This window comes from Anabaena sp. UHCC 0204 (genome assembly GCF_009711975.1).
In the GTDB taxonomy this organism is placed as follows: domain Bacteria; phylum Cyanobacteriota; class Cyanobacteriia; order Cyanobacteriales; family Nostocaceae; genus Dolichospermum.
The window spans coordinates 33,554-47,513 of sequence record NZ_VIKW01000081.1 but is presented as its reverse complement, the minus strand read 5'-3'; the positions used below and the strand labels follow the sequence as shown (position 1 = coordinate 47,513).

Genomic DNA, 13,960 nt, shown 5'->3' with positions numbered 1-13,960 from the left:
GTTTTAGCTTGAACATTGTGATGTTTGAGCTTAACCTAGTGCATATTCTGTGAATTTTCGCATAAAATTATCAGTTAGACTAGTAGAAACTTATATTAGTTTCTACACTCTATTACCCTAAAAGTCAAAGTATGATTGATTGGTCAAAGTTAAAGCCATACGATAATAACAAGGCTAAAAGCTTTGAGGAGCTATGCTTTCAGATTGCCAAAGGTCTGTATGGTCACGAAGGACGCTTTACTTCAATAGATGATAGTGGTGGTGGAGATGGAGTAGAGTTTTACATGACTTTACCTAATGGTGATCAATGGGGATGGCAAGCAAAGTTTTATTTTCCTGAACTACGTCTCCAAGTTAGTAATCGTAAGTCTTCAATCCAAGATTCTTTAAAAAAAGCTTGTAATGTACATCCATTGCTGAAGAAATGGTTTTTATGTACTCCAACAAACTTCACACCTAGTAAAATTGTAAAAAATAAAAATCAAGAGGGTGAACAGCAGTGGTTTGATGAAATACTTATAAACTCAATTCCAGCAAATATGGAAGTGGAGATTATTCATTGGGGTGTTAGTGATTTTAAGAACTGGCTAAGTGAACCACGATTTAGCGGTAAGAAAAATTATTTCTTTGGAGAATTAGAACTTAATCTTGAATGGTTTCGTACTCAATTTGATAAACAACTAGCTAGTGTTGTTAATAAATTTAATCCAGTATTACACACAGAAACAGATATTGATTTTGACATTCATCAAATTATAGGCGATAAAAATTTTGCTTTATATATTGACAAAAAAACAGATGTAATTCAAATAGAAATAAATGAATATTATGAATATGTTAGCAAATTAGAAAATAAAAATAAAATCAAAGAATTTGAAAATAATTCATGGAACGATATTAAATCGGAAATACTTACTTTATGTACTGCTTTAAATGAATTAATATCTCAGGTATTTGAGCAGCTAAATAAAGTAAAAAATTCTTTGTATTCAAATTTATATGATGATGTGCGTTGCTTAGATTTGCAAGCAATCAAAACTAGATTATATGAAGCTCAGTTACAAAATCAAAGTTTAGAACAAAAACTTGATATTTGGAGTCTTCCTTATACTGGAAAAGAGGAAGATAAAGACAGAATATTCCGTGATGCTAGAAACACAGCATTTCAGCCTTTATGGTTGTCATATAGGTTAATGTCTACACTTACAGAAATATTTGAGCAAATAAATTCTATTAATCAAGTAGATGTACATATTCTAGGTAATGCAGGTTTTGGTAAAACTCATATTGTGAGCAATATATGTTATGAGCGGTTAGATTCTGGTTTACCTGCTTTATTAGTGATGGGTAGTCGTTTTACAAATGAATTGCCTCTAGAACAACAACTACTGGGAATTTTAGATATTCCACGTATCTATAGCTGGAATGACTTCCTTCAAGCTCTAGATGCTGCTGCTGAAGCATACCGGACAAGGATTCCGCTTGTGATTGATGCTTTGAATGAAGCAACTCACAACGGAGCATTTTCAAAAGTTTGGCAAGGTTTACCTGGGTTAGTTCAAGAAATTGGAAAATTCAAAAATGTAGTTCTTATTACAACTTGCCGAAAGACATATAAAAAAGAAATTTGGGATGATAATTTACCTAAAAATATTAGATATGTTTACGGTTTTGATATGGACAATCTAGAAGAAGTTGTTGAAAAATACTTCAGATTTTACAAAATCAAAGCAGATTTAACCGCAATTCCTCTTGAACAATTTCGTCATCCTATATATCTGCAAATATTTTGTAAAAGTAAAAACATTAAAAGACAACAAGAAAAATATATTTATGTTGGAGCGAAAACTTTATTCGAGGTATTTGATGAATATCTGAATCAATGTAATCAAGTTATTTGTAAAAAGCTTGGTCTTCATCATAAAACAGTTATAGTTATTCAATCTTTAACTAAGATAGCTAAAGAACTTTGGAACTCAAGGAATCGTAGTATTGATTTTATAAAATTATTTGAAATTATAGATGATGATAAACCTTTTGGTGAGATTAAATGGGAAAAGTCGAAGACGAAAGCAATCTTAGATGAAGGTCTTTTAATTTGTCGTGATTGGGGTAAAAATCAAGAAGTTGTTTATTTCACTTATGATTTACTATGTGGATACTTAATTGCTAGGCATCTTATGGAAGAAGCTGGTGATGATATTCAATCACTGGTACAATCTGAAAAGCTTACTAAGGCATTATTCAATGATGATTTTCAAGAATTGCATCCGTTATACAGTGACATTGGACGTTGTTTAGCTGCCTTAATTCCAGTAAGAACAGGTTTATATATACATAACATAATTGATAATTCAGAAGCCTATGGTCTATCTATCAGAGCATTATTTGAAATTAGCCCTAATCAAATAAATCAAGAGTGCATCAATCTTGTAGCAAAATTATTCACTTGTTTAAATAACCGTGTACGGCTTCTAGATTTAGCAATCTCTACTATCGCGCACGTTCACCACCCGTTCAATGCAATATTCTGGTCTGAGCAATTTAAATTATTAGAGATGCCAAACAGAGATATTAGCTGGACAGAATATATAAGATATAATATCGAACAATTTGAAAAGACCATAACCCAATTTGAACGAAATTGTCAAAATCAAGAATCTTCATCCGAAATCATGGAGAAACGGTTAGACCTCCTAGCTGTATATATCATGTGGGTATTGACATCAACTGTAAGACTATTAAGAGATCAAGCAACACACGCATTGTATTGGTATGGACGTAGACAGCCTGGAAAGTTTTTAGATTTGGTTTTGGAATCGCTAAAAATTAATGATCCTTATGTTTCTGAAAGAATGCTCGCTGCTACCTATGGTGTAGCTATGGCTCGTCAATACGATTTTAATGATGCTAGTTTTGCAGAAGATATTCTTACCTTATATGGTCGCAGGCTATATGAGGAAATGTTTCAACCTAATGCACCTTATTCTACGACACATATTTTTGCTCGTGATTATGCTAGACGCACAATTGATATTAGTTTACTTCATCATCCAAATCTGCTAAACCAAGAAGAAAAGCTAAGAATTACACCACCACTTAAAGGAGGTGGTATTCGAGATTGGGGTAAAAGTGAAGATAAAAATAAAGGAGAGTATCGAGATGGCAATTACCCGTTTGGTTTTAGTGATGATGATCCAATGGGATGGTTGGGACAACCAATATCGAGATATGATACAACAACTCCAGAATATCTACAAGCAAAAGCTAATATTTGGTGGCGAATTTACAATCTTGGCTACTCCTTAGAAAAGTTTGGTGAGGTTGATAAATCAATAGTTAACTTTAATTACTTGAGAACTTCTTATGACAAAGAACTATATTCAGATCATTACGGGAGAAAATACTGCTTGATTGCTGCTTATGAGCTAATAGGCTATAGAGATGATATACATTTATTAAATAATCAAAGTAGTGAACTTTATGAAAATAATAAACGTCCCTCACTATCGGATATTGAGCCGAGTTTTCCAATCAAGCTTCAAGAGAATAACCTTGTTCAAGAAAACTTGCTAGGAAATCGTGATACACCTGTTCATGAATGGATTTTGCAGGGTGAAGATCCAGATTTTCAGCCATATTTAATAATTGATGAACTGTTAGGCGAACGAGGAAAATGGGTTCTCTTAGATGGCTATATCAATCAGGAAGATTCTCAATTAAAGCGTGATAGATTTACTTTTTTCAGAGGCTTAGTTGTTAATACTAAAACAGTAGCATCTCTTTTAAACAGACTAGAAAATCAGAATTTTGGTAGTAGATGGTTGCCCGAAATTCTAAATGATTACTATACCTATGCAGGAGAAATACCTTGGTGTGATACTTATCCTCTAAATGGTTATGCTGAGTTAAGTTTTAAAATTATGTTTGGACTTTTCAGAAATGGTCAACCAATATCTGAAGAAGAAGGGAGAGAATTTATTAAGAGTATTGCACATTTACTAGATATAAATGATGAAGATGTTCTAGAAGCTGCAATTAGAGAAAGTGGGTTAGAAATACTAGAAACAAGTGATGAAGAAATAGCACAACTTGAATCTCCTGAAACATTTGAGGTCTTAATTCCAGTTAGAAATAATAGTTGGGAAGGCTATCATAGCTCAATCACTCCAGGTCAAAATGTTGCTACTCCTGCTAAAGAGATTACACAGCACCTAAATTTATGTAGTCAACCCCAAACTTATGACCTTTTTGAGAAAAATGGTAAACGAGCATCAATAACCTTTCACTACAGTGAGGACAAAAAAACAACCCAATATTTTACCTATTTACGCATGGATTTATTAGAAAAGTTTTTATCAGAAACAGATAATGAGCTAATTTGGGCAATTTGGGGTGAGAGAATGTTTAATGGAGATAGAAGTCAACTAGATACGTTTGCAGCACAGAATGAATACTATAAAGTATTCCAGCAGATAAAAACATATAGGGATTTTTATTCTTAAAGTGTCCCCACCAATTCCTGCAACCGTTCCCTACCATTCCGAAAAACAGACCAACCATCACCGACTAGTACCGCTTCCACCTTCTCCAAACCTGCCAATCTACGAATAGAAGCGATCGCCTCTTCCCGATTTAGCAGCTTTTCCTCTGGTAACATAGTCAAGCTACCGGCTGAACGCGATCGCACCAAATCCCCAGTAATTAACGTAGTTTCCTCCAATAGCAAAGCCAACTCACCGGGAGTTTTAGAACCTTGCATTGCGATTACCTTGAGTCCTGGGACAAACTCCTCACCATCAGTTAACCAGCGATCGCACACAATTGGAAAATACTCCTTCTCTCCCGCAGGTCCGGCAATTTTTGAGTATGTTTGATTGGCAATTTCCTTCGCTGAACGCAGATGATCAGAATTTGTCACAATAATCCAAGCAACACCACCCAAAGATTCCAAGTGATTCCAGTCATGATTTGATAAAGCCACTGGATCAATCAAAATATTACCCTCTGGACGAATCCAGGCAAAGCCATTAAAATCAATGTTTCTGGCGGGATTGAAGCAGGACCAGCTATATAAATTAGGACGGTGCAGAGATTTCATTGTGATTTTGGTTCATAACCTATCTGTCAGCATCACTACTGTACCAATAATTCAACTTTCTTCTTCCTAAATTCCTGACTCCTGATTCCTTCTTCCGGTGTTGCTGATTAAGAGTATGATTTTGTTTCACGCAGAGGCGCAGAGTCTACAGAGAGTAAGAGTTTGAAATCATTGATTTTTGAATTTCCTACCCTAATTCAGCAACGCCCTTCTTCCTAACGCCATTAACTAGCGTGTTCCCAGTCACTGAGAGATTCAGATGGTTGATTTTTAGCTTTGGTTTTACGAATGGGTACTTTAGGAGTACCAATATCAACAGCCGGAAAAGACTGTTTCTTTTTAGCAGACTTGCGTTCTTTTGTATTACTCATGACTATTTCACTTCCTTAAAACTTTCAACCCCATTTATATTCATTATCAACTTTGATTGAAAAAATCCCGGACAAAAGATTGAGTTTAGTATTAAAAATTTATCAATCTATAACTTTTGGAACTTTAGTGGGATTTGCTACAGAAAACCCTGGCTTTGTTGGTTGAATATTTCCCAACTCCACTTGAAAGTTTATTTGGTCGTGTAGCTTACCAATTCTGGCTTCCAGCTGCCAATTACCAGGGCGTAAATGCCAAAATATCGCATCATTTGACTGTGTAGATAAATGCCTATTATTTAGCCACCATTCCACAGGCTGATTTAATGTTCCACTGGCTTTAAATTCTAGTTTTTGGTGTCCCTCTCCACCGGAATACAGCAGAAATAAATCCCCATTCCGAGGAGATATAATCCGGAAATTATCAGCATTAAAATTCAATTGTGGCTGTTTTGCTAACCATTCATCATACACAGGTGATAAATAGGAATCAGTAGATTTTTCATAAGCAATTTGATCTTGGAAAGAGAAATATTCCTGAACTACAGAATTACAATCAGGTGTAGGTTTTAACCCTGTAGTAGCGCAGATTGGTAATTTTACCATACCTTCTAGAGGCGGAAAATCAGCAGGGGCTTGATGTTCATGCAGATGTAACATAATTCTGTTCCATAAAGGTGCAGCCCCTGTTACACCGGAAACCTGACGCATGGGTTCACCGTTGAAATTACCTACCCAAGTAGCTACAGTATAATCACTGCTAAAGCCGACTGTCCAGGTATCACGATAATTTGAAGAAGTACCAGTTTTGACAGCGACGGGAAAGGGCAAATTTAACACTGAGTCTACACCAAAAGCTGTAGATCGGGCATAGCGATCGCTTAACATATCAATAATTAATCGCCAATTATGGGAAACTAAAGTTTGAGAATTGGAACTTGGGGAACTATTTAATGTTGTTACCAATGGTTGACTTTTCCCCAGATTAGCCATAGTTAAATAAGCCCTAGCGAGTTCCCATAAATTCACTTCACCACTTCCCAAAGTCAAACCCAAACCGTAATATTCAGCACTTTGATTGAGATGTGCAAAGCCCAACTCACGCAACCGATTTAAGAAAGTTTCGACTCCCACTTTTTCTAATACCTTTACCGCAGGTATATTTAAAGAATTTGCCAAAGCAACTCTAACTCGTACCGGACCAAGAAAGGTGTTAGTATAATCTGTAGGACTATATAATTTTGCTCCCGGAATTGCATAATGAGTAGGCACATCTGGCAAAATACTATGAGGACTAATTACTCCTTTTTCTAAAGCTAATTCATACACAAAAGGCTTTAAGGTAGAACCAGGTTGACGCAACGCTTGTACTCCGTCATTTCGTCCTAATTGCACTTCATTAAAATAATCAGGCGAACCGACATAACTTAAAACTTCCCCAGTGGAGTTGTCAATTATCACCGCTGCTGCATCATGAACATTGTTAGCCTTTAAAGAAGCAATTACTTGTTTTACTTGTGTTTCTACAAATTGCTGTAAAGGGCGATTTATCGTAGTGCGAATAGGTGATGATTCTAGGTTGGGTGTATTGTTTTTTGTCGCCAACCAAAATAAAAAATGTGGCGCAGCAATAATTCCCTGTTGACGAGTTTGAAATATAACTTTTTCTTGATATATTTGTTGCGCGTCAGCATCAGAAATATATTTTTCCTTTACCATTCTGTTTAAAACATATTTCTGTCTTTGTTGTAATCTTTCTCGATGTTGATAAGGATTAAAATAAGTGGGATTATTAGGAATTGCTGCTAGGAAAGAAGCTTGGGCTAAGTTTAAATCACTCGCAGGAATAGAAAAGTAAATTCGCGCCGCAGCTTCCACACCATAAATATTTCCACCCATTGGTAAACGATTGATATAAGCAGCAAGAATCTCATCTTTACTCATTCCCGCAACTAATCGCCAAGATAACCAAACCTCTTTTAATTTTGCAGTTATTGTCCGAGGTGAATTGTCCAACATTCTCGCTAACTGCATGGTAATTGTGGACGCACCAGAAACAATTTTTCTATTCTCTATTGCTTCTTTAATAGCCCGAACAATTGCTTTTAAATCTAACGCCCCATGTTGATAAAAGTTACTATCTTCAGCAGCTAAAATTGCATTAATAAATTGTGGTGAAACTTGATTTAATTTCACAACTGAGGTATTTTCTTGATCTGTAGTTAATATAGTTCCTAATGGTAAACCATTACGATCTGTAAACTCTATTGCTAATTGATGCTGGGCAATATCTATACTATGAATAGGTGCAAAATAAGGACATAATCGGATTAATAAACAGATTAATATGAAGGAGAAAATTATTTTATTTAGTTTGTAGTTGCGCTTTAGCTGCAATTTATATGATTTTATCTCACGCAGAGACGCGGAGGCGCAAAGAGTCAGAGTTTTTAGGAGTCGTGTGGGTAAATTCATCACAATGTTAAGAATTGTATGCTTTTTTGGGAATTGTCATAATGGATTAGTTATCTATATACCAATACGGTTCAAGTAAGAAAAAAGTAGGTTGGGTTAAGTGACAGCGCAACCCAACAAAAGTTTTGATAATATTGGGTTGACATAAGGAAATCCAAGCTACTAGGAATAAGATTTTTTAACGAACCGCAGAGGCGCAGAGAACACAGAGGAAGGAGATATTTACGTTTTATTTAGGATTGCTTTATTTACTGTAGCTAATTGCTTTTGATATTTTTTGCATTTATTTAATATGATGATTAGAAAAATCTTTAAGTTCCTGGTTATTGTCACTCTTGTATTAGGAATGACGGGTTGTAATTTTATTGGTATTAAATCAGGGAAGGAAAAGTTACCAATTGTTGAGTCGTTAATAACGCCAAAGTTACCAGATTGGATAGAACAAATTAGTCCTTTGGGAGACGCAAAACCTATTAGTCAAATTCGTATCCGTTTTAAAGAGGCTTTAATTCCTGTGGAAAGTCTTGATAGTCCCCAACAGCAAAGTTTATTAACTAAATTTGAGATTTGGCCTCCTTTACCGGGACAATTTCGCTTTTTAACTCCCCGTATGGTAGGTTTTCAAGCTGATAAAGCTATACCGCAAGCGACGCGAGTTCAAGTTACTCTGAAAGCGGGTTTAGCAGATTTAAAAAAACATCGTTTAAATGAGGATTTAGCTTGGACTTTTAATACAGAACCTGTTTTAATTACTAATTTACCAGGAGTTAACCCAATTGAAAATGCGGAATTTGAACCCATTGATTTAAAACCAAATTTACAATTTACTTCAAATTTAGAATTAGATATAGATTCTGTACGTAAGCATTTATTGTTAGTTCCTCAAGGTAAGACTCAAGGTGTGGGTTTGAATGTGAAATTAGCGCAGGAAGAAACACCAGATAATTTAGATCCTTTTGCAAAATTTGATGCTTCAGCCCGAAATTGGGTTTATGATCTTACTCCTGTACAAAAGTTAGAAAAAGCTACATCTTACCGGTTAACATTTTCTCCTGGGATTCTTCCTGCTAATGGAAATTTACCCAGTCAAAAGGAATTTGTCAGTAAATTGGCGACTTATTCACCTTTAAAATTTGTGGGAATTAAACCTTATGGAGAACCAGATTCAGGTGGAACTTATGGCAGATTTATTAAAGGTAGTCCCCAGTTAGAATTTAATAATGTCTTATTAGCAGATTCAGCGAAGGAAAATATTAAAATTAAGCCAGCACCGAAAAACATTGATAATGTCTTGCAAATTTCCGAAGAAGATAGAATTGTCAGCATTAATCCTTATGCTTTAGAACCAGCTACTACTTATACAATTAATATTGAGAGAAATATCAAAGATAAATTTGGACAAAATTTAGATAAACCACTCACAATTAAATATGATACTGGTGATATAGCTGGGAATATTTCAGCCCCTTCCGAGTTAAATATTTTTCCTACAGATAAAGACTTACAAATTAATATTGATACCATTAATTTACCAGATTCAAAATATCAAGCAGCTTATCGCATTGTTAAACCAACAGATTTAGTTTATACAAATACTGCTAATGAGTTATTACCCCAACCTACTAAATGGCAAAGTTTCAAAATTAGGAATAAGCAAAATCATTCAGTCAATATCAATGTTCCCCTGAAAGAAAAATTAGGTACTACTCAGGGAATGTTAGCCTATGGAGTGCAAGCACGAACTCACAAATATCAAGAAGACGGTAAACAATTGTGGAGAGAACCGACAACTTATGGCATGGTACAATTAACTAATTTAGGTGTCTTTTCTCAATGGTTTCCAGAATCGGGTTTAATTCGAGTTCATCATCTTAGTAATGGTTCACCAGTTAAAGGGGCAAATATTGAAATTTATCAATCAAAATTAGCAGAAAAATCTCGTCCTCAACCTGTACCCTGTGCAACCGGAAAAACTGATGAAAAGGGAATTTTGATCATTGAGAATAATCAATTAACACAATGTTATCCTAAATTGAAATCTAGTCTACCGCAATTATTAGTAATTGCCAGTGAAAATCAAGATTGGGCATTTGCGAGAACTGAAGAATATAGTGGTGCTTATGGTTATGGAATTGATGCTGGTTGGGAAGCTGAAAAACCAGAATCGAGAGGGACAATATTTTCTGATAGACAATTATATCAACCAGGAGAAAAAGCAGCTTTTACTGCTTTTGCAGATTATTTAGAAAAGGGTGAAATTCAAGAAGATAAAAATTCCGACTATAAATTAACTTTAGTCAGTCCGAATGGACAAAATACAGATTTAGGAACAAAAACGACTAACGAATTTAGTACATTTTCTTTAGAGTTACCAATTTCCAAAAATCAGCCTTTAGGCTATTATACTATTCAAGCTAAAGGTAAAAATGGCAAAGAAATTTCTGGAGAGTTTCGGATATCAGAATTTAAACCCCCAAATTTTAAAGTTGATTTACAGCTAAATAAAGAATTTGCATTAATTAATGACAAAATTGATGTGCAGGTAGGAAGTAATTACTTATTTGGTTCACCTGTGGAAGGGGGAGAAGCCAAATATTTTGTCACTCGTCAACAGACTAATTTTATCCCCAAAGGTTGGGAAGAATTTAGTTTTGGGAGACAATGGTTTTGGCCTGAAGAAAGTCCCAATGTTCCTAATGATGTTTTACAAACTAACACCAAATTAGATCCTAATGGGAAAAGTAATCAAACTGTAACTGTAGCTAAAGATTTACCCTACCCCATGACTTATCGGGTAGATGTGCAAATTAGTGATATTTCTAATTTATCGGTTGCTAATTCCCAAAGTTTTACTGCTTTACCCAGTAACCGAATTATTGGTTTAAAAAGTAATTTTGTTGCTAACGCTGGTAAGAATTTTCCTGTAGAATTGATTGTCACAGACGCAACGGGAAAACCTCTAGAAAATAAACGAGTACATCTGGAATTACAACAGATGAAATATAGCAGCGTTACTAAAATTGTGGAAGGTAGTAAAACGCCACAAAATCAAGTTGAATATCAAACAGTTGCGAAAACAGATATTACCTCTAAGAATACTTCCCAAACAGTCAATTTGAAACCTAGTGTATCCGGTTCATATCGAATTCGCGCTAATTTTAGTGATAATAGAGATGAAATTACAGCCACAGATTTACAAATTTGGGTAACAGGAGAAAATCAAGTATTTTGGGGTGGAGAAGAAAAAGATCAATTAGAAGTTAAATTAAATCAAAAAGAATTTAAACCTGGAGATACAGCCACAGCTTTAATTCAATCTCCCTACCCAGAAGGAGAATTATATTTTGCAGTCATTAAAGATAAACCTCTCTATCAACAAGTAATCAAAATTAAAGGAGGTGCGCCCCAAATTCAGTTTACAGTTACTCCAGAAATGTTACCTAATGCAGCAGTACAAGCGGTATTAGTTAGACAAGGTAAACCACTGAATCAAATAAAACTAGGAAGTTTAGAAAATTTAGCCAAAATTGGGTTTGCAGATTTTAAAGTTGACTTAGCAGATAAATATTTAAAGGTACAAATTAACCCAGTTGAAAAATCTTTAGAACCAGGAAAAGAAGAAACTGTAGAATTGGAATTAAAAGATCATCAAGGAAACCCCACCAAAGGACAATTTACTGTCATGGTGGTGAATGAAGCGGTGTTACAATTAACTGGTTATCGTCCGCCAAATTTGGTAGATACTGTTTATGCAGAACAACCAATTGCGACTCGATTTAGTGATAATCGTCGTGATGTTAAATTAACCCCATTACCGACAAGTTTACCTAAAGGTTGGGGTTATGGTGGTGGCTTATCAAATGCTTTAGCAAATACTCGTATTCGCCAAGATTTTCAAGCTTTAGCTTATTACAATGGTGCGGTAATTAGTGATGATCATGGTAAGGCGAAAATCACCTTTAAATTACCCGATAATTTAACAACATGGCGGATAATGGTAGTAGCTACAGATGGAAATTTGCGGTTTGGGAATAGTGACGCAACATTTATCACGACAAAGCCATTAATAACTAATGCTATTTTGCCACAATTTGCCCGCACAGGCGATCGCATTTTAGCAGGTTTATCTGTCACCAACACCACCACAAACACCGGAAATCTGATTATTAACGGTGAACTTAGCGGTTCTCTCAACTTCGCTGAAAATAACCCCAAAACCACTACATTACAACCAAAAGCCGAATCAGCCACCCAAGCTTATCGTTTCCCAATGGTAGCGGGTAATGTGGGCGAAGGTAAAGTCACATTTACTACACAATTAAATAATATCGCGGATGCTTTTACTGTTCCTTTGGAAATCAAACCTTTAGAAATTACAGAACAAGTTGTTGAAACTGGTGTTAGTGAAAAACAAGTAAAAATTCCCGTCAATATTGATAAAAATACCTTCCGCGAAGCCGGAGGTTTAGATATTCAATTAGCCAGTACCTTAATTCCTGAAATTAAAGCCCCCGCAAAACAAGTTTTAGAAAATAATGATTTACCATTTGCAGAACCAGCCGCAAGTCAATTATTAATTGCTGCAAATCTGCAAACTCTCACCCAAAAATATAATCAGACATTTACTGAATTTAATCCTCAACAACAAGCAAAATTAGCAATTTCACAATTACAAAAACTGCAAATAGCAGATGGTGGTTTTGCAGCATTTCCAGAACAAGAAAAATCAGATCCTTGGGTTTCTACTTATGCTGTAGAATCTTTAGTTACAGCTAATCAAAGCTTTCCTGGTTTAGTTGATAACAAAATCATCTCTAATCTAAAAACTTATCTGCAAAAAGTTCTCGCTAACCCTGGACAATACGACTTTTGTAAACAGAAACTTTGTAAATCGCAACTACAACTAAATTCTTTAATTGCCTTAGCACAATTAGGAGATAAACGCAATAGTTTTTTATCAGATATTTATCAACAACGCAATGATTTTGATCTAGTCACTCAAATCAAATTAGCGCGATATTTATATCAATTTCCTGAATGGCAAAATGAAGCCCAAATTATGCGAGTACAGTTCCAAAAAAATATCTATGAAACTGGACGTACCGCAGTTGTCAACTTACCAAAAACTTGGAGTTGGATGAGTTCCAATACCACCACCCAATCCCAAGCTTTACGGCTATTTATTGACCAAAAAAGCAACCCAGAAATCATTGATAAATTACTGCAAAGTCTTCTCAATTTACGCAGAGATGGAACATGGGAATCTAGTTATAATAACGCCCAAGCCCTCACAGCTTTAGTCGAATATAGCCAACTTCAACCCACACTACCTAATTTTATGACTACGGTAAAATTAGGAAATCAGAAATTAGGAGAAATCCGTTTTAATGGCTATAAAAATCCTAGCTTTGCAGTAAATGTTCCCATGAATAAATTACCTCAACGTAATCATGATTTACTCTTACAAAAATCTGGAAAAGGCAGATTACATTATTTAGTTGCTTACAAATACCGTTTACAAGGAAATCAGCCAGGAAGATTTAACGGTTTACGAGTAACGCGAGAAATTAGTAAAGTCAACGAAGAGAAAGTTATCCAAAAAACCGGAATGTATGCTTTTGATAAACCTTTGACTTTACAACCTGGACAAGTCTTTGATATTGGTTTAGAAGTAATTACAGATCATCCTGTAGATCATGTCGTGATTAAAGACCCCTTACCCGCAGGTTTTGAAGCAGTAGATGATAGTTTTCAAACAGCAACACCAGCATTACAAGCAAAAGCCGATAATTGGCAATTAGGATATAAAACTATCTATAAAGATCGAATAATTTCCTATGCAGATCATCTCGAACCAGGCGTTTACAGCTTACATTATTTAGTCCGTTCTGTAACTCCAGGAACATTCATTTGGCCTGGTGCAGAAGTACATCTTCAATATGCACCAGAAGAATTTGGACGTAGTGCTGATTCTACTTTAAATATCTTGGAAAAGTGAGTTTTATGTATGCTTTTT

The 13,960-nt window shown here is 35.1% G+C and carries 5 protein-coding genes; 2 read left to right on the top strand and 3 right to left on the bottom strand.

The window, feature by feature from the left end; translation table 11 throughout:
- Positions 1-131 precede the first annotated feature (131 nt).
- On the top strand, positions 132-4,505 hold the full coding sequence (locus tag FJR04_RS24830; protein ID WP_168499869.1) for a hypothetical protein: 4,374 nt from the start codon (positions 132-134) through the stop codon (positions 4,503-4,505).
- Here the strand turns inward: FJR04_RS24830 and FJR04_RS24825 are convergent.
- From FJR04_RS24825 to pbpC, 3 genes are all read right to left on the bottom strand, one after another.
- Entirely contained in the window at positions 4,502-5,101 is a 600-nt protein-coding gene (locus FJR04_RS24825) for an MBL fold metallo-hydrolase (protein ID WP_168499867.1), read from the bottom strand. The genes FJR04_RS24830 and FJR04_RS24825 overlap by 4 nt on opposite strands.
- A 224-nt stretch (positions 5,102-5,325) precedes the next feature.
- Complete coding sequence (locus FJR04_RS24820) at positions 5,326-5,472, bottom strand: hypothetical protein (protein WP_168499865.1); 147 nt, start codon at positions 5,470-5,472, stop codon at positions 5,326-5,328.
- Positions 5,473-5,574: 102 nt separating this feature from the next.
- Positions 5,575-7,944, bottom strand: a complete 2,370-nt coding sequence (pbpC, locus tag FJR04_RS24815; RefSeq protein WP_168499863.1) for a penicillin-binding protein 1C — start codon at positions 7,942-7,944, stop codon at positions 5,575-5,577.
- Positions 7,945-8,236: 292 nt separating this feature from the next.
- Here pbpC and FJR04_RS24810 point away from each other — a divergent pair, with 292 nt between their 5' ends.
- Positions 8,237-13,942 carry an alpha-2-macroglobulin gene (locus FJR04_RS24810; protein WP_168499861.1) on the top strand — a complete coding sequence of 1,902 codons (5,706 nt, stop codon included), beginning with the start codon at positions 8,237-8,239 and terminating at the stop codon, positions 13,940-13,942.
- The last annotated feature ends 18 nt before the right edge of the window (positions 13,943-13,960 follow it).

Bases quoted from the DNA above. Each gene is read 5' to 3' on its own strand.
- FJR04_RS24830 (WP_168499869.1), top strand. From the start codon at position 132: ATGATTGATTGGTCAAAGTTAAAGCCATACGATAATAACAAGGCTAAA.
- FJR04_RS24825 (WP_168499867.1), bottom strand. From the start codon at position 5,101: ATGAAATCTCTGCACCGTCCTAATTTATATAGCTGGTCCTGCTTCAAT.
- FJR04_RS24820 (WP_168499865.1), bottom strand. From the start codon at position 5,472: ATGAGTAATACAAAAGAACGCAAGTCTGCTAAAAAGAAACAGTCTTTT.
- pbpC (WP_168499863.1), bottom strand. From the start codon at position 7,944: ATGAATTTACCCACACGACTCCTAAAAACTCTGACTCTTTGCGCCTCC.
- FJR04_RS24810 (WP_168499861.1), top strand. From the start codon at position 8,237: ATGATGATTAGAAAAATCTTTAAGTTCCTGGTTATTGTCACTCTTGTA.